Source organism: Streptomyces sp. NPDC029138, assembly GCF_055564375.1.
This window is the reverse complement of record NZ_JBVHWM010000012.1, coordinates 38,232-60,185: the sequence shown is the minus strand read 5'-3', so window position 1 is coordinate 60,185 and position 21,954 is coordinate 38,232. Positions and strand designations below refer to the sequence as shown.

The following is a 21,954-nucleotide window of genomic DNA, read 5'->3' as shown; positions in this document are numbered from 1 at the left end:
CTGCTGACCATGACTGCCACCACCCTCCTCCTCGCCCGGCACGGTCAGACCGTCTGGCACGCCGAGAACCGGTACGCAGGGGTGAGCGACGTGGCTCTCACGGACACCGGGCGCGCTCAGGCCGAGGCGTTGGGGCGGTGGGCCGCCGGACATCCCGTGGACGCGGTGTGGACCTCGCCCCTGTCCCGGGCGATCGTCACCGCCGAGCCGGCCTGCCGGGCCCTCGGTGTCACCGCGCGGCGCGAACCCGGCCTGCGCGAGTGCGACTTCGGTGTGGTGGAGGGCCGTACCCTCGCGGAGTTCGCGGCGGAGAACCCGGCCGCGGCGGAGGCGTTCCGCGCCGACCCGGTGGCGCACCCGTTCCCCGGCGCCGAGGACCCCCGCGCGGCTGCGGCGCGCGGAACGGCCGCGCTGCGCCGGATCGCCGCCGCCCACCCCGGCGGACGCGTCCTGGTCGTCGCTCACAACACCCTGCTCCGCCTGACGCTGTGCTCCCTGCTGGGCATTCCGCCGGCGGAGTACCGCAGGGTGCTCCCTCGGTTGCGCAACGCGGCGGTGAGCGAGATCCGCGTCGACGGGGACAGCACCGCGCTGCTCTCGCTCAACCTGCCGTGCGCGTAAGGGAAGACCCCCGTGAGTCACGTCCTCACGGGGGTCTTCTCTCATCCGCCTGCCGCCGTGAAGGGTGAGAAGACGATCACGAGGCAGGACGCTCTCACGGGGCCAGGAGCAGGACGTTCGCGCGGGACTTCGCCGCCTCGTACCGCTTCGCCACGTCCTGCCAGTCGACGACCTGCCACATGGCCTCGATGAAGTCGACCTTCTGGTTGCGGTACTGGAGGTAGAAGGCGTGCTCCCAGGCGTCGAAGACCAGGATCGGGGTGGAGCCCTGGCCGACTTTGCCCTGGTGGTCGTAGACCTGCTCCACGATCAGCCGCCCGCTCAGCGGCTCGTGGGCGAGGATGCCCCAGCCCGAACCCTGGGTGGTCGCGGCGGCCTTGGACAGCTGGGTCTTGAAGGCGGCGAAGGAGCCGAAGGACTCCTTGATCGCCTCGGCCAGCTCGCCCACGCCGTCGGCGGCCAGCGGCTCCCCGCCGCCGTCCTTCGGGCCCGTCATGTTCTGCCAGTAGATCGAGTGCAGGATGTGCCCGGACAGATGGAACGCCAGGTTCTTCTCCAGGCCGTTGACCGAGGCCCACGACTCCCTGTCCCGCGCCTCGGCGAGCTGCTCCAGCGTGTCGTTCGCGCCCTTCACATAGGCCGCGTGGTGCTTGTCGTGATGCAGCTCGATGATCTCGGGACTGATCACGGGCGCGAGCGCCGCGTAGTCGTAGGGCAGGTCGGGCAGCGTGTAGACGGGCATGGGTGATCCCCTCCGGAAGCTTATTGCAAGTGGCTTGCAACTACACGCTAGCAACAACAACATCGGGGCAACGGAAAGGCCCCCACGTGTCGCACGTGGGGGCCTCACCGGGGCGGGGTGGTCAGCTCCTGGCCCGCGCCCGCTGCCAGGCGTAGCCCACCGCCGCCAGGACCAGCGTCATGCCGCCCGTCGAGTACAGCTGGACGCGGGTGTCCGGTTCGCGGGCCATCAGGACGAAGATCGCGGCCATGCCGGCCAGGGCCACCCAGGTCAGCCAGGGGAAGCCCCACATGCGGACGACCAGCTTCTCGGGGGCCTCGCGTTCGATGCGGCGGCGGAGCAGCAGCTGGGAGACCGCGATGAAGATCCAGACGACCAGGATGACCGCGCCGATCATGTTCAGCAGCCAGGGGAAGACGTCGTCGGGCCGCCAGTAGCTGAGCAGCACGCAGACGAAGCCGAAGAAGCAGGAGGTGAGGACCGCGACGCGCGGCACCCCGCCGGACAGCGCGGCCAGCGCCTTCGGGCCCTGGCCGCGCTCGACCAGCGAGTAGGCGATGCGCGAGGAGCCGTAGATGTTGGCGTTCATCGCGGACAGCAGGGCGACCAGGACGACCACGTTCATCAGCCGGCCCGCGCCGGGGATGCCCAGGTGGTCGAGGGTGGCGACGTACGGGCCCTTCGCCACGACCTCCTCGGAGTCCCAGGGAACGAGGGTGACGACGACCGCCATCGAGCCGATGTAGAACAGGGCGATCCGCCACATCGCCGTGCGGACGGCCGAGGCCACGCCCCGCACCGGGTCCTCCGACTCGGCCGCCGCGATGGTGACCGTCTCCAGACCGCCGTACGCGAAGACCGAGGCGAGCAGGCCGACCAGCAGGCCCTCGCTGCCGTGCGGCAGGAAGTCGCTCAGGTTCGACGCGCCGGGGGAGTCGGTGCCGGGCAGCACGCCGGCGATCGCCAGCCCGCCCAGGATCAGGAACAGGCTGATCGCACCCACCTTCAGCGCGGCGAACCAGAACTCGAACTCGCCGAAGTTCTTCACGGCGGCCAGGTTCGCCCCGCAGAAGACGACCATGAACAGCGCGACCCACATCCACTGCGGGGTGCCCGGCAGCCAGCCCTGGACGATCTTCGCGGCGCCGATGCCCTCCAGACCCACCGCCGTACAGAGCAGGACCCAGAAGGACCAGCCCGCCGCGAAGCCCGCCCAGGGGCCGATCGCGCGTTCGGCGTGCGCGGAGAAGGAGCCCGAGGACGGGTAGGCGGCGGACATCTCGCCGAGCATCCGCATCACCAGCATCACCAGGACGCCGGAGAGGGTGTAGGCGATCACGATGGACGGGCCGGCGGCGGCGATGCCCGCGCCGGAGCCGACGAAGAGGCCCGCGCCGATCACCCCGCCCAGGGCGATCATCGACAGATGGCGCTGCTTGAGGCCGTGGGAGAGGGAGGCGTCCGCCCGCTGCTGCGGCGGCGTCTCCGTGGTCGTGCTGCTGGGCATGGGGGGCGGCTCTCCCAGTGCAATAGGCGGGCAAAAACTCCGCCAGTCTGGGCGGCCCGTCCGCTCACGCGGCAGGGCTGCCCATTATCCGGACACCCGGCGTACACAGGGTGAATTCACGGTTACGCCGCCACCGGCGTGTAGTGCGACGCGTCACCCTCGATGGAGTAGCTCTCCTTGCCCTCGACGCCGACCGGGACCTCACCGGCGACGGTCACCCGGTGCAGGCGGCGCGGCAGGCCGTCGTAGTTGTCGATGGCGTAGTGCTGGGTGATGCGGTTGTCGAACAGGACCAGCTGGTGCTCCGACCAGCGGTGGCGCAGCACGTTCTCCGGGCGGGTGACATACGCCTGGAGCAGGTCCAGGATCGTGCGGGACTCGCCCGCCGACAGGCCGACGATCCGCTGCGCGAACCCGCCGATGAACAGCCCGCGCTCGCCGGTCAGCGGATGGACCCGGACCACCGGATGGGCGGTGCGGTACGTGATGGAGGTGAACCGGGCGCGCTGGGCCGCCCGCTCCTCGTCGATCTCCTCGTCCGGCACCGCGTAGTCGTAGTCGTTCGTGTGCTCCGCCCACAGGGTGTCGGCGAGGCGGCGCAGCGGCTCGGGCAGGCCGCGGTAGGCCGCCGCCGCGTCGGCGATCAGCGTCTCGCCGCCGTACGGCGGGACGGTGAGCGAGCGCAGGGTGCTGGCCTGCGGCGGGTTGAGGACGAAGGTGACGTCCGTGTGCCAGTGGTTGGCGCGGCCACGCTCGCTGTCGACCGGCAGCACGTTCGGGGCGCCGTCGACCGCGCCGACCGTCGGATGGGCGGTGGTGAGGTCGCCGAGGTGCCGGGCGAAGGCCTGCTGGCCGGCGTCGTCCAGATGCACGCCGTCGAAGACGAGCGCCTTGTGGACGTTGAGCGCCTCCCGGATCGCGGTGACCTCCTCCGGGGCGAGCGGGCGGGAGATGTCGACGCCGGAGACGCGCGCGCCGATGCGGGCGGTGACCTTGGTGATCTCGATGGACATGACGGGTTCCTCTCGGACGAGGGCGGGCGCGGGCGTGAGGTACTGGTTGGCGGGGCGGGGCAGGCCGTAGCGCTCCCGCAGGGTCCGGCGGGGGCCGTACTCGCTGCGCAGCAGGCCACGGGCGCGCAGCAGCGGTACGACGTGCTCGACGAAGGCGTCCAGACCGGAGGGCAGCACGGCCGGCATGACGTTGAAGCCGTCGGCGGCGCCTCGCGTGAACCAGGTCTCGATCCGGTCGGCGACCTGCTCGGGCGTCCCGGCGAAGGTGAGGTGCCCGCGCCCGCCACCGAGCCGGCCGATGAGCTGCCGGACGGTGAGCCGGTCGCGCCGGGCCAGCTCCACGACGAGCGTGTAGCGGCTCCTGGCGCCCTCGATGGCGGACTCGGGCGGCAGGTCGGCGGGGAGCGGGCCGTCCAGCTCCAGCGTGCCCGCCGGGAGGTGCAGCAGGTTCTCCAGGCGGTCCACCCCGTGCCGGTACACGATGTGGTCCTCGAGCAGCTGCTCGGCGGCCCGCGCCTCGGCCTGCGTCGACCCGAGCACCGGGACGATCCCGGGCAGCACCTTCAGGCGCCCGGGGTCCCGGCCGGCCTGTGCGGTACGGGCCTTCAGGTCGGCGTAGAAGGCCTGGGCACCGGCGAGGGTCTGCTGGGCGGTGAACACCGCCTCCGCGTACCGGGCGGCGAAGGCCTTGCCGTCCTCGGAGGACCCGGCCTGGACCAGCAAGGGGTACCCCTGCGGGGTGCGCGGCACATTGAGGGGGCCGGCGACGCTGAAGTACGTCCCCCGGTGCCGGGGCGGGTGGATCTTGCCGTCGTCGCCCCAGACGCCGGCCGCCTTGTCGGCGACGATCGCGTCGTCCTCCCAGCTGTCCCACAGCTTGAGGGCCACGTCCAGGAACTCGGCGGCGCGCGCGTACCGCTCCGCGTGCGGGGGCTCCTCGGCGAGCCCGAAGTTGCGGGCGGCCTCCTTGCCCGCGGTGGTGACGATGTTCCAGCCGGCCCGGCCGCCGCTGATGATGTCCAGCGAGGCGAACCTGCGGGCCAGGTTGTAGGGGGAGTTGTAGGAGGTGGAGGCGGTGGCGATCAGACCGATGTGCTCGGTGGCCGTCGCCAGCGCGGTCAGCAGGGTGAGCGGTTCCAGCGCGCCGGCCGGCCGCTGGGCGAGGTCGCTCCACAGCTGGGGGCCGTCGGCGAGGAACAGCGAGTCGAAGGTGCCGCGCTCGGCGATCCGGGCCAGCTCGACGTAGTGACCCAGCTCCACGTGGGCGTACGGGTCGCTCTCGGGGAGCCGCCAGGACGCCTCGTGATGGCCGGTGTTCATCAGGAACGCGTTCAGACGGAGCTTTCTCGTGGTCACCGGTGGTCCTCCGTGACGCCGAGGGCGGCCAGCAGCCGCTCGCGGTACTCGCCCAGCAGCGGCTCGCGGTAGGAGCGCGGGTGGGGACGGTCGATGGTCAGGTCGAGGCCGATCCGGCCCCGGTCCAGGACGAGGACCCGGTCGGCGAGCACGATCGCCTCGTCCACGTCGTGGGTCACGAGCAGGACGGACGGCCGGTGGCGCGTCCACAGCTCGCGCAGCAGGTGGTGCATCCTGATCCGGGTGAGCGCGTCCAGCGCCCCGAACGGCTCGTCCGCCAGCAGCAGCTCCGGCTCGCGGACCAGGGAGCGGGCCAGCGCCGCCCGCTGGGCCTCGCCGCCGGACAGCTCACCGGGCCAGGCCCGCTCCCGTCCCGCGAGGCCGACCTCCGCCAGCGCGGCCCGGCCGCGCTCCTCGGCGTCCTTGCCGTCCAGACCGAGCAGGACGTTGTCCAGCACCCGGCGCCAGGGCAGCAGCCGTGAGTCCTGGAACACCACCGACACCCGCTCGGGCGCGGTGAGCCGCCCGCCGCCCGCCACTCCGTGGTCGAGCCCGGCGACCGCCCGCAGCAGGGTCGACTTGCCGGAGCCGCTGTGCCCGAGCAGCGCCGTGAACTGTCCGGCGGGCAGCTCGAGGTCGATGCCGTCGAGGACGGTACGGCCCGCGAACGACCGGGTCAGACCGCGCAGCCGCACGGCGGGCCGGGTCAGTTGCTCAGTGTGCGGCGCCATGACAGCACCCTCCGTTCGATCAGACGGACCACGCTGTCGGAGACCAGGCCGAAGACGCCGTAGATCAGCAGGCCGACCAGGATGACGTCGGTCTGGCCGTAGTTCTGCGCCTGGAACATCAGGTAGCCGAGCCCGCTGGTGGCGTTGATCTGCTCCAGGACCACCAGGCCCAGCCAGGAGCCGGTGACGCCGAGCCGGAGTCCCACGAAGAATCCGGGCAGCGCGCCGGGGATGACGACCTGGCGGACGAAGGCGAACCTCGACAGGCCCTGCGCCTCGGCGAGTTCGACGAACCGGCTGTCGATGCCGGACAGCGCGGCGTGCGTGTTCAGGTAGAGGGGGATGTAGACGACGATCGCGATGATGGCGATCTTGAAGGTCTCGCCTATGCCCAGCCAGAGGATGAACAGCGGGATCAGACCGAGGGTCGGGATCGCCCGGTTCAGCTGCACGGTCCCGTCGATCAGCGCCTCCCCGGCCCGGCTCAGGCCGGAGGCGAGCGCGAGCAGCACCCCGGCGGTCAGGCCGATCGCGAAGCCGTATCCGGCCCGCGTGAGGGAGGTCAGCACATCGGTGGGCAGGGTGCCGTCGGTCCACAGACGGCCGGCGGTGCGCAGGACGGTCCAGGGCGCGGGGATCGCCCCCGGATCAAGCGCTCCGGCGGCCGAGGCGGCGGCCCACACGGCGAGCAGCACCAGCGGGCCGGCCAGCCGGGCGGCGGGCAGCCGGCGGCCGGGGGAGAGCCGGCGGCGCCGGCGGACCTGGGGGAGGTCCCCGGCGGCGGTCCGGGGGACGGCGGTCGTCGTGGTCACGGCGGTCACCTCCGGTACTCCGCCGGTACGGACCGGGCGGCGATCGACTCGAAGCGGTGGTCGAACAGCGACGACACGTCGAACTTCTTCACGAAGCCCCCCTCGGCGAGCAGATCGGCGGTCTCCTGCTCCCACCTGATCGCCTCGTCCCAGCTGGGCGGGAACAGCGGCTTGTTGGCCAGTGCGGAGATGCCCCGTGCCTGCTCCGGGGTCAGGTTCTGCGTCTTGACGTAGAACTCCTCGTTCCACACGTCCGGGTGCTCGTACGTCCACACCTGGCCCTGGGCCCACCGGGGGACGTAGGCGGCGATCGCGGCGGCCTTCGCCGGGTCGTTCAGCACGGACTGCGGCGCCCACAGCAGGTTGAGCAGGTCGACCACGTCGGTCCTGATGACGTGGGCGCCCTTCCCCTCGTACTGCTTCAGATACGCCGGCGCCTGACTGTTGGCGAGCGGGGCGATGTCGACCTGGCCGGACTGGAGGGCGGTCAGGAACTGGTTGCTGGTCAGCGGGACCAGCTTCACCTCGTCGTAGGCCAGGCCCGCCCGCTTCAGCGCCCGCAGCAGGACGACGCCCTGGGCCTGTCCCTGGGAGAAGGCGAGCTTCCTGCCCCTGAAGTCCCCGACCGTGCGGATGTCGCTGCCGGGCTTGGTGGCGAAGAGGTAGTTGGGCTTGCGGGTGATGCCGATCGCCACGATCTTCGCGTCGAAGCCCTGGTAGTGGGCCTGGATCGGCGGGATGCCCGCGTTGTTGGCGAGGTCGAGGGACTGGGCGCGGAAGGCGTTGATCACGTCAGGGCCCGCCCCGATGTTCACCCAGTCCGCCACGGTGAACGGCGGCTTGGGCAGCTTCGCCAGCCGGAACTGGAGTTGCTGGGTGTTCTGGTAGGAGGCGATCTTCAGGCTGGTGCCGGCCGGGACCTTGTCGGCGAGCGGCCTGGTGGCGGCGCCGTGGGTGTCGGCGGCGGCGTTGCCCCGGGCGCAGCCGCTGAGGCCCGTGGCGGCGGCGGACGCGCCGAGCAGGGAGGCGAGAAAGACACGACGGTGCATGGGAGGACTCCCAGGAGAAAAAGAAGAGAAAAGCAGGAAGAATTCCGGGAGAAGCAGGCCGGAGGAAGAGAACTCACGCAGCGGGAAACACGCGCTTCATGCGCGGCAACATGTCAGCAACAGAGGGTGCGACAGTGCGTGAGAGGGCTCATGGCCAGGATGTTCCCGGCCGTGCTCGATCCCTGTCAACATTCCGAGTTTCTGAATTAAATACCCTCAGGTGACGCACCCAGCGGATCCCGGAACAACGCGTCCAGGACGACGGATCCGCCCGCCACCGCCAGCACGGAATACGGGAAACTCGTCGGGACGACAACGGCGGAACGCGTCGCACCGACGGCGTCCCGCAACGCGTCGAGGCAGCCCTCGACATGGATGACACCGACCTCGGTGACGACGACCGTCTCCGGGTTGAGCACGTCCAGCAGCAGCCCGGCCGCCCGTCCGGTCGTGCGCGCCCGCTCCACCAGCAGCCGCCGGGCCACCGGGTCCCCGCCCGTTGCCGCGGCCACCACGCGCATCGGGTTGGCCGAGTCGGTCACCCCGGCCGCCCGCGCCCGCCGGCACAACGTCCGTTCGCTCAACTCCGCTTGCAGGCAGCCGGTACGGCCGCACGCGCACGGCTCGGTGCCGCCGGGCACCGGCAGATGGGCGATGGCTCCGGCCGCCGACCGGGGGCCGTAGTGCACCGCGTCATGGGTGGCGAAGGCGGCGTCCACCATGTTGCCGACGAAGAGATGCAGCACGCTGCGGCTGCCCCGGGCCCGCCCGAACAGCCGCTCCCCGTGCACCAACGCCCGCGCGTGCCCGTCCACCTGGACCGGCAGGCCGGTGCGGGCGCCGAGCAGCTCCCGCACCGGCACGTCCCGCCAGCCCAGCAGCTCGTGCTCGACCACGGTGCCCGTCTCCCGGTCCACCCAGCCGCCGACCGCCACCCCGACCCCCAGCGGGCGCCGGCCCGGCACCCCGGCGAGCAGCCCCGCGAGCCCTTCGGCGGCGCGGGCCACCACCCAGCCCGGGTCGGTCCGTTCGTGCCGCAGCTCCCGCCGCGCCACCACCCGGCCCCGCAGATCCAGCAGCGCCACCGTGGTGTACGGCACGGCCACATGCACCCCGGCGACCAGGAAGCGGGAGTCGTCCAGGTCGACGGGGACGTGCGGCCGGCCGACCCCGTTCGAGCGGCGGGGCGCGGCCGACTCCCGGATCAGGCCCCGCTCGGTGAGCCGGGCGCAGTGCTCGGTCACCGACGCCGGGGACAGCCCGGTCAGCCGGGCGATGGTGCTGCGCGCCACCGGGCCGTGCTCCAGCACGGAGCGCAGCACGACACTGGCGCTGGTGCGCCGCCGGTCGCTGTCGGCGGCACGCGGCACGGGTGAGGGCAGGATGGGAACGGCGGTGCGGGGCATGGAGGACCGTCCTCGGGAGCGGGGCCGACACGTCTCGGAGACTCGGAGAGGCTGAGGCGTGCCGGACGGCCCGCCCCTATCCCGGGCGGCGACAGGTGGCCGTGCCCTGGCGTCGCAGGTCGACATAGCGACGCGAGGTGAGAAAGCGGGCCTGGGCAACCATGGCTGAAGGGTAGGGCAGGAAGAGGGAATCCGACCAGATGACCAGGGTTCGTTTGGTGAGACCGCACAGTTCCGCCGGCACCCGCTTCACGTGAGCGAAACGTCCCTGCCTCAGTGATCAGGGTCACGCCCGACCCGTGTATCCGGCACTCTTTGTCCGGAGCCCACGAAGCTCTTGTTCCGCCCTTTGTCGGGCGCTGACGGTGATCGGCCGCAGCCCGCTCGGATAGCGTCACCCTGTCCCAGCATGTCCCCGTCACCCGCGGAGTCCCCATGAGCACCGCCATCGCCACCGCCCGCCCCGGCGCCGTCCTCGCCGACCTGCTGCCCGCGTCCCGCGTCCGTGACGTCGCCCTCGTCGTCGGCGGCGCGGTGCTCACCGGTCTCGCGGCCCAGCTGTCCGTGCCGGTGCCCGGCTCCCCGGTGCCGGTGACCGGCCAGACCTTCGCCGCGCTGCTCGTCGGCACCTCGCTCGGCGCCCGGCGCGGTTTCCTCTCCCTCGCGCTGTACGCGGTCGCCGGTGTGGCGGGTGTGCCGTGGTTCGCGCAGGGCGACTCCGGCGCGGGCATGGTCTCCTTCGGCTATGTCCTCGGCATGCTGCTCGCCTCCGCCCTCGTCGGCGCCCTGGCCCGGCGCGGCGCCGACCGCTCCCCGCTGCGCATGGCCGGCACGATGATCCTCGGCGAGGCCGTCGTCTACGCGGTCGGCGTCCCCTACCTGGCCCTGGCCGCCCACCTGTCCGCGTCCCAGGCCGTCGCGGCCGGCCTCACCCCGTTCCTGATCGGTGACGCCCTCAAGGCCGCCCTGGCGATGGGCGTGCTGCCCACCGCCTGGAAGCTGGTCGACAAGCGCTGACGCCGTAGTACCCGCGGAAGAGGCTCGCCGGATCGCAGATCTCCTGCACCCCGGCGAGCCCTTCCGCGTCTCGGAACCGCGCAGCCCCGCCTGGACCACCCGCCCTCAGCGGACGCCGCCCGCACCCGGGACCGTACGCGCCGCGGGGCGACGGTGATCCCGCCCAGCCGCTTCGTCGTCGCCAGCAGCCCGCCCTCGTAGCCGCGCCGGGCGGCCGTCCCCGGTAGCCCGCACACCCACGGGCAGGCCCCGCCGGGCCGCGTACCGTACGGCGTCAGTCGGTGCGCCGGTCCGTGTGCGTCAGGGAACGCAGCACGGCCGCATGACCTGACAATTTCCGTCAGGTCATGCGGCCAGGTCATGCGGCCACGCCGGGCCGGTGTCGGATCAGCCGACGGACACCTTGTCGGCCGGGGCCTCGGCCGCGGGGGCCGGGCGGCCCGCCCGGATCCGCTCCTTCACCACGGCGATCACCAGCACGATCGCCGCGACCAGCAGCGACAGCAGCACGGTCTCGCGGCCGTCGTGCTCGGTGTCGGTCAGCATGTAGCCGAGGACGAACACGATCAGCGCGGCCGTCGCCCAGGTCAGGTACGGGTACAGCCACATCCGCACGACGAGCTTCTCCGGCGCCTCGCGCTGGATGATCTTCCGCATCCGCAGCTGCGAGAAGCAGATGACCAGCCACACGAACAGGGCCACCGCGCCGGAGGAGTTGACGAGGAAGAGGAAGATCTTGTCCGGGGACAGGTAGTTGAAGAAGACGGCGACGAAGCCGAACACCACCGACGCGAGGATCGCCGCCATCGGCACGCCCCGGCTGTTGACCCGTGCGAACGCCTTCGGCGCGTCGCCCCGCTCGCCGAGCGAGAAGGCCATGCGGGAGGCCGTGTACAGGCCGGAGTTCAGGCAGGACAGCACCGAGGTCAGCACGATGAAGTTCATGATCTGACCGGCGTGCGCGATGCCCAGCGAGTTCAGCGCGGCGACGTAGGAGCCGTCCTTCGCGATGGACGCGTCGTCCCACGGCAGCAGCGAGACCACGACCAGGATCGAGCCCAGGTAGAAGACGCCGATCCGCCAGATGATGCTGTTGGTGGACTTGGTGACCGCGCGCTGCGGGTCCTCGGACTCGCCGGCCGCCAGGGTGGCGATCTCGCTGCCCATGAAGGAGAAGACGACCAGCAGCACACCGGTGAGGATCGCGCCCGGACCGTGGGGGAGGAATCCGCCGTGCGAGGTCAGATTGCCGAAGGAGGCCTTGTCGGCGTCCACGCCCGGCAGCACGCCGAACACGGCGAGCAGGCCGACGACGATGAACGCGCCGATCGCCACGACCTTGATCCCGGCGAACCAGAACTCGAACTCGCCGTAGGAGCCGACGGAGACCAGGTTGGTCGCGGTCAGCACGGTCATCACGATGAGTGCCCAGCCCCACTGCGGGACGGCCGGGACCCAGCCTTCGAGGATCTTGGCGCCGGCGGTCGCCTCGACGGCGAGCACGACGACCCAGAAGAACCAGTAGAGCCAGCCGATGGAGAACCCGGCCCAGCGGCCCAGCGCGCGGTCGGCGTGCGCGGAGAACGAGCCGGAGGTCGGGTTGGCGGCGGACATCTCGCCGAGCATGCGCATCACGAGGACGACGAGCGTGCCGACGAGGGCGTACGACAGGAGGATGCCGGGTCCCGCGGTGGCGATACCCGAACTGGAACCGACGAAAAGACCGGCTCCGATGACGCCACCGATCGCGATCATCGACAGGTGGCGGTTTTTCAGTCCTGCTTGGAGGCCCGAACCAGGGGTCATGGACGGATTTCCTTTGCGCCAGGTAGAGCTGCCCGTACGAGCGGTGTACGAGTCGGTCCAGTGAATCCGAGGTGAACGAATTCGGGAACCTCTGAATCCGTATCGTTACTTGAGGTTCCCATGAGGTTCTATGGTCTGCCTCACATTTTTCCGTCTGTGTGTCCGCCGACACCCTGGGGCTGCTGCCCGGACAGGGGCGTGTCACACTCGTCGCATGCGCGTGTATCTCGGCTCCGACCATGCGGGCTACGAACTCAAGAACCACCTCGCCGAGTGGCTGAAGGCCGCCGGCCACGAGCCCGTCGACTGCGGGCCGCACATCTACGACGCCCAGGACGACTATCCGCCCTTCTGCCTCCGGGCGGCGGAGCGGACGGCCGCCGACCCGGACGCCCTCGGCATCGTCATCGGCGGCTCCGGCAACGGCGAGCAGATCGCCGCGAACAAGGTGAAGGGCGTGCGCGCGGCGCTGGCCTGGAGCGAGGAGACGGCCGCCCTCGGCCGGCAGCACAACAACGCCAACGTGGTGGCCGTGGGTGCGCGCATGCACAGCACGGAGGAGGCGACCAAGTTCGTCGAGGTCTTCCTCAACACCCCGTTCTCCGGTGACGAGCGTCACATCCGCCGCATCGACATGCTGTCGGCGTACGAGACCACCGGCGACCTCCCGCCGATCCCGGCCCACCACCCGCAGCAGGACTGAGCCCCCAGGGGGCGGGAAGGAACAGGGACCCGTGCCAGAGGGGCACACGATCCACCGGCTGGCCCAGGACTACGCCGAGCGCTTCTCGGGACGGGCCGCCCGCGTCACCAGCCCCCAGGGCAAGTTCTCCGACGCCGCCGCCCTTCTGGACCGTACCGAGCTGACCGCCACGGAAGCCCACGGCAAGCACCTCTTCCTGGGCTTCCGGGACAGCGACTGGGTCCACATCCACCTCGGCCTCTTCGGCAAGGTCGGCTTCGGGGACGCCCCGGCGCCCCCGCCGACCGACACCGTCCGGCTCCGGCTCGCGAACGACACGTCGTACGTCGATCTGCGCGGCCCCACCACCTGCGCACTGATCACGGACGCCGAGAAGCGGGCGGTCCACGACCGGCTCGGCCCCGACCCGCTGCGCGCGGACGCCGACCCGGGCACGGCCTACCGAGGGATCTCCCGCAGCCGTACGACGATCGCCGCGCTGCTCATGGACCAGAAGATCGTGGCCGGCGTCGGCAACGTCTACCGCGCCGAGGTGCTGTTCCGGCACGGCATCGACCCCTACCGCGCGGGCCGGGACATCACGCCGGCCGAATGGGAGGCGATCTGGGCCGACCTGGTCGCGCTGATGCGGGAGGGGGTGCGGAACAACCGGATCGACACCGTCCGCCCGGAGCACACCCCGGAGGCCATGGGCCGCCCGCCCCGCGTGGACGACCACGGCGGCGAGGTGTACGTCTACCGCCGGGCCGACCTGCCCTGCCACATCTGCGGCGACGAGATCCGCACCGCCGGCCTCGCCGCCCGCAACCTCTTCTGGTGCCCGACCTGCCAGAAACGCTGAGCCAGAGGCTCCGGACCTGCCGGAAACGCTGACTTGGAGGCTCCGGACCTGCCAGAAGCGCCGAGCTAGAAGCCGTGGGGCAGCCACGGGGCCACCGGTGAGCCGAACGCCACCGACGCCTCCGTCAGCGCCCCCGGCCGCAGCTCCCGCACCCGCCCGGCCGCCGCCAGCGACAGCAGGCTCACCCCGCCCAGATAGGCCGCGCCCAACTCCCGCACCGACAGGGCGAGATCGGCCGCGTCGGTCGTCCGCTCGCAGGACGCGCCCTTCGGGTCGCCGGTCAGCCGCCAACGCCCCGCGTTCCACGCACAGAAGGAGTCCTCGACCTCGAACACGACGTCGACGGACGTCAGATACGTACGAGCCGACAGGGCCGCTCCCACGTCCACCAGCCGGACGTGCCCGGCGTCCCGTGGCTGCGGCAGACAGCGGCGGAGGTCGGAGACCAGGTGCTGCCAGGCGTCGTCGACCGGCCGTGCCCGCACCTTCAGCGTCGTCATCAGGTCGATGCCGAACAGAAAACGCCACAGCGCGGCCTCGCTCGCCGGATCGAGCGCGGCCAGACCCTCCAGGGTCACCGTGCCGTCGTGACCACTCGGCCCCCAGCCCATCTTGGTACGGAAGCGCGCGTACCCGGTGATCTCGCCGTCCCGTTCGGCGACCACGCACTGGAGGGCCGACGCGCCCTCCCGCTCGCCGACCGGGTCGATCAGCGCGGCCCGCTCCCAGCCGGGCTGCCGCGCCAGCATGCCCGGGCGCCGGGGCACCAGGGCCGCGTACACCGCCTCGCACTCCTCCAGGACGTCGGCGGGCGGCGCGTAGCGCACCACCACCCCGTCGGTGCCCTCGGGGAGCGCCAGGGTCACCCGGCCGGTGTCGATCTCGGCGTTGAGCTGGAAGGTCGCCGTGCCGTACCCGAAGCGGCCGTAGATCGCGGGCTCGGAGGCGAACAGCGCGGCCAGCGGCTCGCCCTTGGCGCGCGCGTCGTCCAGCAGCCGCCGCATCATCGACGTCAGCACCCCGCGCCGCCGGTGCGTCGCGGCCACGCTGACCATCGTCACGCCGGCGGTGGGCACCACCGCCCCGCCCGGCACGGTCATCCGGAAGCTGAAGGCCCCGGAGGTGCCCACGAGCGCGTCTCCGTCCCAGACGGCCAGGGAACGGTCGAACTCGGTGAGCGATTTGTCCAGTTCGCGTTCCTCCTCGGAGGCCGCTCCGCCGCCGAACGCCCGGATCAGGTGGTCCCACCACCGGTCGAACTCCTCCGGGCGCAGCGTCTTCAACTCGGTCCCGTGTTCTGTCCCCATGGGCCATGCCTATCAGGGCGAAGGGGGACGAGCCAGTGATTTTCTCCCCGGCCCGGCCCTGCGAAACCCGGCCGACGGGCGACGAAGTGGAATCCCGCAGGGGGGACAAGTGGGACCTCCCGTGCCAAGCAGCCGGTCCGCTGGATAGGGTCGCGAACTAATGGCAGCAGGACGACAGCGGCGCGCGAAGGCCGAGACGTTCACGGCCCGGTGGAAGATGCAGTGGCACCGGGCCCGCGTCGGCCTGCGCAGAAGCGCCGTGGACTACTTCCGCGGGGACGGTTCCGACTGGATCGCCTTCGCCGGCCTGCTGCTGATGATCCCGGTCCTCGCGGCCATGACCCTCATCGACTCCGTGTGGTGCTCCCCGGCCACCCTGGTGCTGCCGATCGTCGCGGGCGGCCTGCTGCTGCGCCCGGCGAGCCTGCTCGGCCTGTACGCGGCGGCGGCCACCGCGCTGATCGTGGAGTCGGTACGGCTCGGCCCGTACACCGAGGGCCCCTCCCGGGTCACCCCGGGCGTGGTCCTGGTGGTGGCCGCGTGCGGCTTCTTCGGGCTGCTGACCGCGCAGTTCCGCAGCCGGGTCGGCGTGCCCTGGCGGCGCGGCGGCACCATGCTCTTCGACCTGCGCGAGCGGATCCGGGTGCAGAGCAAGCTGCCGAAGCTGCCGCAGGGCTGGCACCACGAGATGGCGCTGCGCCCGGCGGGCGGCCAGTCCTTCTCCGGTGACTTCGTCGTCGCCGCCCGCACGAACGGCGGCCGGACGCTGGAGGTCGTGCTCACCGACGTGTCCGGCAAGGGCATGGACGCGGGCTCACGCGCCCTTCTGCTGTCCGGCGCCTTCGGCGGCCTGCTGGGCTCCCTCCCGCCGCACGCCTTCCTCCCGGCCGCCAACGGCTACCTCCTGCGCCAGGACTGGGAGGAGGGCTTCGCCACCTCCATCCACCTGGTCCTGGACCTGGACTCCGGGGACTACGAGCTGTACTCCGCCGGCCACCCGCCGGGGCTCCAGCTCAGCGCGGGCAGCGGACGCTGGGAGGAGAAGGCCGCCGAGGGCCCGCTGCTCGGGGTGTACGACGGCGCCCAGTTCGACCCCGTCAAGGGCTCACTCCGCCCGGGGGACGTGCTGATGCTGTTCACGGACGGACTGGTGGAGACCTCCGACCGGGACATCGTGGAGGGCATCGACCGGCTCACCGGCGAGGCCGACCGCTATGTGGCCGGCGGCTTCGACGGCGCCGCCTGGCACCTCATCGAGGCGGTCGCCAAGGACGTCAACGACGACCGCGCCCTGCTCCTGATCTGCCGCCAGCCGACGGCGAACGGCCGCTGAGCCGATCGCCGGGCCGCGGTCGTTCTCCGTGGTGGCCGCCGGGCTCGGGCCGGGGGGACACTGGAGCCATGACCCAGCTCACGCTCGCGGAGGTCGAGGCCGTCGCGCGAGCCGCCCACGAGGGGCAGACCGACAAGGCGGGGCGGCCGTACGCCGAACACCTCGCGGCCGTCGCCGAGGGCGTGCGGGCCCGCGGTGGCGACCCGGAGCAGATCGCGGCGGCCTGGCTGCACGACTCCGTCGAGGACGACGCGCTCAGCCGGGAGTGGCTGGCCGCCGCCGCCCTGCCCCCGCGCACCAAGGCCATCGTGGACGCCCTCACCAAGCGGCCGGGGGAGGAACTGGAGGCGTACACGCGCCGCATCCTCGCCACCCCGGGCGCGCTGCTGGTGAAGGAGGCCGACCTGGCGCACAACGCCGATCCGGGCCGGCTCGCGGTGCTCGACGAGCCGACCCGGAAACGGCTGACCGAGAAGTACGCCCGGACGCGCGCACTTCTCGGCCTCCAGCCATGAGCGGAGCCGTGAACCGGGAGCGGACTTCCGGCGCCGGCAGAACCGGCTAGACGCCGGCCTTCTCCCGCTGCTTCTGCCGCTCGCGGGCCAGTTCGGCCGCGTCCTGCCGGAACGCCCACTCCATCCTCGGCTCCATCGCGAAGCGGAAGACGCGCTGCACCGGCCGGGTGCACAGCACCGTGACGGCCGCCGCGGCGACCACGGTCACCAGGATCTCGCCGAGCGGGCGGTGCAGCCCGGGGTGCTCGAACCAGCCCTGGTAGTCGCCGTACTTCACCAGGAAGCCGTGCAGCAGGTAGCCGTAGAGCGTGCCCGCGCCGAGCGCCGTGAACCACATCGTCCGGCGCGGCACCCAGGCGAAGAAGCAGGCCGTGAGCACCAGCGAGCAGCCCATCATGGCGAGCGTCATCACCGGGCCGCACCACCACGGGGCGCCCAGTTCCTGCGCCGAGTCACGGTGGTAGAACCACGCGGTGTTCATTCTCGGCACCGCCCACCAGCCGACCGCGAGCGCCGCCGCGAACACCGGCACCGAGGCGATCCGCACCGACCGGCGGCGCACCAGCTGGAAGTGCTCGGGCTTCATGCACAGACCCAGCACGAAGTACGGCAGGAATTGCAGGACCCGCTGGAGGTCGAGGTCGTCACCGATGTTCGGGGTGACGGTCGCCAGCATGGCGACGCCGAGGGCCAGCGGCAGCGGCCAGCGCACCAGCTTCCAGATGGGCGTGGTCAGCCGCCAGACGAACAGCGCGACCAGGAACCAGGTCAGGTACCAGGGATCGAGGAGACTGATCTCCTCGTGGGAGCCGGTGACGGCGTTCTTGAAGAGCGGGTACGCCGTCTCGAACAGGACGTACGGCACGGCGACCCCGGTGATCAGCCGCTTCAGCCGGTCCGGGCGCATGTCGAAACTGCGGGAGAAGAAGCCGGAGATGAGGATGAACGCCGGCATGTGGAAGCTGTACACGACGGTGTACACGCCCTCCAGAATCCGGCTGTCGCCCTTCAGCGGCTCCCACGCGTGCCCCATCGCGACGAGCACGATGGCCAGGTACTTGGCGTTGTCGAAGAACGCGTCGCGCTGCCGGCCGGGTCTGTCCGCCTTCGTCCGCCGTTCCTGCGCACTCAGCGGGGTACGCGGACCGGGCACTCCGTCCACCGGCGGCTGTGCCGGGGGGAGCGGCCTGCGGTTCTGGCCGGGGGACGAGGCGGCGTCAAACATCTCAGGCACCCTAGCGTCGTCTGTGGGATTTCGTAAAACTCCCGCAGTCATTCCTGGTTATCCCCTCCGAGTACCCACTGATTTACCGAACTTGCCACCCTTGTTCACGTGATGGTGGGCACACACGGGTCGTCCGTTCACCCGTGATGTCCCGATTCATCCTGACTAATTGGGGCATACGTCGCCTCTCTGTCATCAATTCGAATTACCTGCGCACATGATGTGTGGACGCGGAAACGAAGTCGCGTAATTTCCCGCCGAGTCATGTGCCGGTGCCGCGTCGAATTGCCGTGCGGGGCATCGCCCGCGCCGGGCCGCCGCCCGACGATCTGTCACGGGCCGCATACGGAGGGCGGGTTGGTGGCACGATGGTTCTGGCGGGGGTGCGCGGGCCGTACCTCCGGGCCGGGAGAGCGGACCGACCGAGGGTGTGATCAGTTGTGGCCATTTCACTGTCTGTGGTGCTGCTGTTGGCGATCATCCTGGTGGTGTTGATCCGAGGGGGGAACATCAAGGCCGGCCCGGCCATCGTCGCCATCCTCTTCGGTTTCTTCCTCGCCTCGACCGGCATGGCACCATCGATCAACCGCTTCCTGAACTCGATAGCGGAGTCCATCAACTCGATCAGGTTCTGACGGAGGCCGGCGGCCACCGGATCGAGCACCGCCTCGGCGGCGACCGGCGGCCCCCCGCTCAAACGCAGCCGAGAGCGAGGGAGGGCGTGGTCACCTCGCCCACTCCGCCGCCGGCCGCCGGCAAGCTCGTCACGGCCGGTACGCCGCCGACGACGATCTCCGCACCCGCTTCCGCCGCGAGGCGCCCGCCGCCCGCCAGGCCGGCGGCGCCCGCACAGCACCCGTGGCGAACGCGGACGCCGCCGGGCCGCGCCCCTGGATGGCCACCCTCCACATCCCCGGCGAGCCGGTCCGACGGACGGTCGTCGCAAGCTCTACTTGTCCTCGCCCACCGGCCGGCCGCCCCGGACCCGGCACCGGCAAGGTCGTCGGCACGCTCCCCGGCCGCGACGACAGCGACACCACGGCGCCTGCCTGTGACGATGCGGCCCGGCGCACTGCCGTCCGGGGAAACTCTTCTTCGCCGCCGCAGGAGCCGCCCTCACGGTCCTCGGCCCGGCGATCCTGCGGCACTGAATCGACGCGGCTGATCGCCCCCGCCGGGAAACGATCAGGGCCAGGTGGAGGAATCATCCTCCGACCTGGCCCTGTCGTGCAGAGCGGGCGACGGGAATCGAACCCGCGTAGCTAGTTTGGAAGACTAGGGCTCTACCATTGAGCTACGCCCGCAGCAGTGCGCCGCAGGTCGGTGACCGCGGCACTGAAGGCATCGTAGCGGGTCGCCCGCCACCGAGGCCAACGACTGGGCCACGCCGGTACCACGCGTCCCGCCTCGGAGAATGCGGCCGACGGATCGGGCCGGGGCATGTACCCTACGTGTCGCAACAGACGGGGTGTGGCGCAGCTTGGTAGCGCGTCCGCTTTGGGAGCGGAAGGCCGTGGGTTCAAATCCCGCCACCCCGACCACCGGCTCGTGACGTCCGGCTCAGTGACGTCGTGATGATCGCCTTTTGGGGCGCTGACCGGCTGCGGTTACTATGCAAGCTGCGCGCCCGTGTGTCCCGGCCCACTCGGCCTACGAACTCCTCCGGGCGGCGAAATCCGCCGGACCCGTCTGGCTCCGGCAGAAACCAAGAAGTCAGCCACAAGGAGACCGAACCGTGAAGAGCGCCGTGGAGACCCTGAACCCGACCCGGGTTCGGCTCACTGTCGAGGTGCCCTTCGAGGAGCTCAAGGACAGCCTCGACGCGGCGTACAAGAAGATCAACCAGCAGGTCACGGTGAAGGGCTTCCGCAAGGGCAAGATCCCCGCCCGGGTCATCGACCAGCGCTTCGGCCGTGGCGCCGTGCTGGAGGAGGCCGTCAACGACGCGCTGCCCAAGTTCTACACCGAGGCGGTCAACGAGGCCGAGCTGAACCCGCTGGGCCAGCCCGAGGTCGACATCACCGAGCTGAAGGACGGCGAGACGCTGAACTTCACCGCCGAGGTCGACGTCCGCCCGGCCCTGGAGATCCCGGACTACTCCGGCATCGAGGTCGAGGTCGACGCCGTCGAGGTGACGGACGAGGACGTCGAGAAGTCCGTGGAGCAGCTGCGTGAGCGCTTCGCGTCGACCTCTCCCGTCGAGCGCGCCGCCGAGGACGGCGACGTCGTCACCATCGACCTGGAGGCCAAGGTCGACGGCGAGGTGCTGGAGGACGGCATCGCCAACGGCGTCTCCTACACCATCGGCTCCGGCGAGCTGCTCGACGGCATCGACGACGCCGTCAAGGGCCTGTCCGCCGGTGAGGAGGCCACCTTCACCTCCGAGCTGAAGGGCGGCTCCGCCGCGGGCAAGGAGGCCGAGGTCACCGTCAAGGTCACCCAGGTCGCCGCCCGTGAGCTCCCCGAGCTGGACGACGAGTTCGCGCAGCTGGCCTCCGAGTTCGACACCCTGGAGGAGCTGAAGGCCGACAGCCGCAAGCGCCTCGCCAACATGAAGCAGTTCGACCAGGCCACGCAGGCCCAGGAGCGCGTCCTGGAGAAGCTGCTGGAGCTGGTGGAGGTCCCGGTCCCCGAGAAGCTCCTCGAGGACGAGATCAACACCCGCAAGCACAACCTGGAGCACCACCAGCTCGCCCAGATGGGCCTCACCCTCGACAAGTACCTGGAGATCCAGGGCAAGACCGCCGAGGAGTTCGAGACCGAGACCCGCGAGGCCGCGGTCAAGGGCATCAAGACCCAGTTCGTCCTCGACGAGCTGGTCAAGAAGGAGAACCTCAACGTCAACCAGGAGGAGCTCACCGAGCACCTCATGCGGCGTGCGGCCTCCTCCGGCATGTCCCCCGACCAGTTCGCCCAGGCCGTCGTCGAGGGCGGCCAGGTGCCGCTCCTGGTCGGCGAGGTCGCCCGTGGCAAGGCCCTGGCCGTCGTGGTCGAGTCCGCCACGGTGAAGGACACCAACGGCGAGATCGTCAACCTGGACGACGAGGAGGAGACCGAGGAGGCGCCGGCCGAGGCCGAGGCCACCGAGGCGTCCGACTCCGCCGAGGAGAAGACCGAGGGCTGAGCCGGCCCTACGGCGCCTGTAAGGCACGTACGACGGGCCCTGGGGGCTTCCCCCGGGGCCCGTTGCCTTCCCCCCGGAAACGCCCCCGTGGAGCGACCTGCGCTGACAGCGAACAGCTCACTTACCGGGATTCCCTGGAGGGAACGTCGCGTTAGGGTCCATGAAAGGCAGAACAATGAGACGGCCCGGCGCCGTCGTAAGACGAGCAGGTGGATACGTGACGAATCTGATGCCCTCCGCCGCCGGCGAGCCTTCCATCGGTGGTGGCCTCGGCGACCAGGTCTACAACCGGCTGCTCAACGAGCGGATCATCTTCCTCGGCCAGCAGGTTGACGACGACATCGCCAACAAGATCACCGCGCAGCTGCTGCTCCTTGCCGCCGATCCGGACAAGGACATCTACCTCTACATCAACAGCCCCGGCGGCTCGGTCACGGCCGGCATGGCGATCTACGACACCATGCAGTACATCCCGAACGACGTGGTGACGATCGCCATGGGCATGGCCGCCTCGATGGGCCAGTTCCTGCTGACCGGCGGTGCCGCCGGCAAGCGCTTCGCCCTGCCGCACGCGGACATCATGATGCACCAGGGCTCCGCGGGCCTCGGCGGTACGGTCTCGGACATCAAGATCCAGGCCGAGTACCTGATGCGCACCAAGAAGCGCATGTCGGAGCTGACCGCGCGGCACTCCGGCCAGACGGTCGAGACGATCATCCGCGACGGCGACCGCGACCGCTGGTTCACCCCGGAGGAGGCCAAGGAGTACGGTCTCATTGACGAGATCATCACGCACGCCTCGGGTGTTCCGGGAGGCGGCGGCACCGGTGCCTGACCGGTCCGGCC

19 protein-coding genes, 2 tRNA genes and 1 pseudogene are annotated in these 21,954 nt (G+C 71.0%); 10 read left to right on the top strand and 12 right to left on the bottom strand.

Going from position 1 to position 21,954, the window contains the following annotated elements; translation table 11 throughout:
- The first annotated feature begins 9 nt into the window (after positions 1-9).
- Positions 10-621 carry a histidine phosphatase family protein gene (locus ACZ4WH_RS13665; protein WP_468179875.1) on the top strand — a complete coding sequence of 204 codons (612 nt, stop codon included), beginning with the start codon at positions 10-12 and terminating at the stop codon, positions 619-621.
- Between the two features lie 94 nt (positions 622-715).
- On the opposite strand, the gene ACZ4WH_RS13660 is transcribed toward ACZ4WH_RS13665, so the two are convergent.
- The 8 genes and pseudogenes from ACZ4WH_RS13660 to ACZ4WH_RS13625 form a co-directional block, all read right to left on the bottom strand.
- Positions 716-1,363: a superoxide dismutase gene (locus ACZ4WH_RS13660; protein WP_468179873.1), complete on the bottom strand. Its 648-nt coding sequence runs from the start codon at positions 1,361-1,363 to the stop codon at positions 716-718.
- A gap of 121 nt (positions 1,364-1,484) precedes the next feature.
- Positions 1,485-2,870, bottom strand: a complete 1,386-nt coding sequence (locus tag ACZ4WH_RS13655) for an amino acid permease (RefSeq protein WP_468179871.1) — start codon at positions 2,868-2,870, stop codon at positions 1,485-1,487.
- A 122-nt stretch (positions 2,871-2,992) separates the two neighbouring features.
- Positions 2,993-3,883 (bottom strand): TauD/TfdA dioxygenase family protein, encoded by an 891-nt coding sequence (locus tag ACZ4WH_RS13650; protein ID WP_468179995.1) that lies wholly within the window; start codon positions 3,881-3,883, stop codon positions 2,993-2,995.
- 21 nt (positions 3,884-3,904) lie between these two features.
- Positions 3,905-5,239: pseudogene (locus tag ACZ4WH_RS13645) on the bottom strand (LLM class flavin-dependent oxidoreductase); the annotation flags it as partial.
- Positions 5,236-5,970, bottom strand: coding sequence for an ABC transporter ATP-binding protein (locus tag ACZ4WH_RS13640; protein ID WP_468179869.1), 735 nt, complete (start codon positions 5,968-5,970; stop codon positions 5,236-5,238). The gene ACZ4WH_RS13640 and the pseudogene ACZ4WH_RS13645, both read right to left, overlap by 4 nt.
- Positions 5,946-6,791, bottom strand: a complete 846-nt coding sequence (locus tag ACZ4WH_RS13635; protein ID WP_468179867.1) for an ABC transporter permease — start codon at positions 6,789-6,791, stop codon at positions 5,946-5,948. Before ACZ4WH_RS13635 ends, ACZ4WH_RS13640 begins: the two co-directional genes overlap by 25 nt.
- Positions 6,788-7,831: an ABC transporter substrate-binding protein gene (locus ACZ4WH_RS13630; protein ID WP_468179865.1), complete on the bottom strand. Its 1,044-nt coding sequence runs from the start codon at positions 7,829-7,831 to the stop codon at positions 6,788-6,790. Before ACZ4WH_RS13630 ends, ACZ4WH_RS13635 begins: the two co-directional genes overlap by 4 nt.
- 206 nt (positions 7,832-8,037) lie before the next feature.
- Entirely contained in the window at positions 8,038-9,237 is a 1,200-nt protein-coding gene (locus tag ACZ4WH_RS13625; RefSeq protein WP_468179863.1) for an ROK family protein, read from the bottom strand.
- A 435-nt stretch (positions 9,238-9,672) separates the two neighbouring features.
- On the opposite strand from ACZ4WH_RS13625, the gene ACZ4WH_RS13620 reads away from it, so the two are divergent.
- Positions 9,673-10,254, top strand: a complete 582-nt coding sequence (locus ACZ4WH_RS13620) for a biotin transporter BioY (RefSeq protein WP_468179861.1) — start codon at positions 9,673-9,675, stop codon at positions 10,252-10,254.
- 387 nt (positions 10,255-10,641) lie between these two features.
- Here ACZ4WH_RS13620 and ACZ4WH_RS13615 read toward each other — a convergent pair whose 3' ends face one another.
- Complete coding sequence (locus ACZ4WH_RS13615) at positions 10,642-12,060, bottom strand: amino acid permease (RefSeq protein WP_468179859.1); 1,419 nt, start codon at positions 12,058-12,060, stop codon at positions 10,642-10,644.
- Between the two features lie 214 nt (positions 12,061-12,274).
- On the opposite strand from ACZ4WH_RS13615, the gene ACZ4WH_RS13610 reads away from it, so the two are divergent.
- Positions 12,275-12,763 carry a ribose-5-phosphate isomerase gene (locus ACZ4WH_RS13610; RefSeq protein WP_468179857.1) on the top strand — a complete coding sequence of 163 codons (489 nt, stop codon included), beginning with the start codon at positions 12,275-12,277 and terminating at the stop codon, positions 12,761-12,763.
- A gap of 31 nt (positions 12,764-12,794) precedes the next feature.
- The gene (locus ACZ4WH_RS13605; protein ID WP_468179854.1) at positions 12,795-13,604 is read left to right on the top strand and encodes an Fpg/Nei family DNA glycosylase; all 810 of its coding nucleotides are present in this window, start codon (positions 12,795-12,797) and stop codon (positions 13,602-13,604) included.
- Between the two features lie 65 nt (positions 13,605-13,669).
- Here ACZ4WH_RS13605 and ACZ4WH_RS13600 read toward each other — a convergent pair whose 3' ends face one another.
- Complete coding sequence (locus tag ACZ4WH_RS13600; RefSeq protein WP_468179852.1) at positions 13,670-14,911, bottom strand: GNAT family N-acetyltransferase; 1,242 nt, start codon at positions 14,909-14,911, stop codon at positions 13,670-13,672.
- Between the two features lie 160 nt (positions 14,912-15,071).
- Between ACZ4WH_RS13600 and ACZ4WH_RS13595 the strand changes: the two genes are divergently transcribed.
- Together ACZ4WH_RS13595 and ACZ4WH_RS13590 are read left to right on the top strand one after the other, a co-directional pair.
- A complete protein-coding gene (locus ACZ4WH_RS13595) occupies positions 15,072-16,244 on the top strand; it encodes a SpoIIE family protein phosphatase (protein WP_468179850.1) in 1,173 nt (390 codons plus the stop codon).
- A 68-nt stretch (positions 16,245-16,312) separates the two neighbouring features.
- The gene (locus ACZ4WH_RS13590; RefSeq protein ID WP_468179848.1) at positions 16,313-16,759 is read left to right on the top strand and encodes an HD domain-containing protein; all 447 of its coding nucleotides are present in this window, start codon (positions 16,313-16,315) and stop codon (positions 16,757-16,759) included.
- A gap of 46 nt (positions 16,760-16,805) precedes the next feature.
- On the opposite strand, the gene ACZ4WH_RS13585 is transcribed toward ACZ4WH_RS13590, so the two are convergent.
- On the bottom strand, positions 16,806-17,984 hold the full coding sequence (locus tag ACZ4WH_RS13585) for an acyltransferase family protein (RefSeq protein ID WP_468179846.1): 1,179 nt from the start codon (positions 17,982-17,984) through the stop codon (positions 16,806-16,808).
- Between the two features lie 440 nt (positions 17,985-18,424).
- Between ACZ4WH_RS13585 and ACZ4WH_RS13580 the strand changes: the two genes are divergently transcribed.
- Complete coding sequence (locus ACZ4WH_RS13580; protein ID WP_030648672.1) at positions 18,425-18,619, top strand: hypothetical protein; 195 nt, start codon at positions 18,425-18,427, stop codon at positions 18,617-18,619.
- A gap of 598 nt (positions 18,620-19,217) precedes the next feature.
- Here ACZ4WH_RS13580 and ACZ4WH_RS13575 read toward each other — a convergent pair.
- Positions 19,218-19,288, bottom strand: a tRNA-Gly gene (locus ACZ4WH_RS13575).
- A 160-nt stretch (positions 19,289-19,448) separates the two neighbouring features.
- Here ACZ4WH_RS13575 and ACZ4WH_RS13570 point away from each other — a divergent pair.
- The 3 genes from ACZ4WH_RS13570 (at position 19,449) to ACZ4WH_RS13560 (ending at position 21,943) form a co-directional block, all read left to right on the top strand.
- Positions 19,449-19,525, top strand: a tRNA-Pro gene (locus tag ACZ4WH_RS13570).
- Between the two features lie 194 nt (positions 19,526-19,719).
- Positions 19,720-21,108 carry a trigger factor gene (gene tig / locus ACZ4WH_RS13565; RefSeq protein ID WP_468179844.1) on the top strand — a complete coding sequence of 463 codons (1,389 nt, stop codon included), beginning with the start codon at positions 19,720-19,722 and terminating at the stop codon, positions 21,106-21,108.
- Between the two features lie 229 nt (positions 21,109-21,337).
- Positions 21,338-21,943: an ATP-dependent Clp protease proteolytic subunit gene (locus ACZ4WH_RS13560; RefSeq protein ID WP_365699986.1), complete on the top strand. Its 606-nt coding sequence runs from the start codon at positions 21,338-21,340 to the stop codon at positions 21,941-21,943.
- The last annotated feature ends 11 nt before the right edge of the window (positions 21,944-21,954 follow it).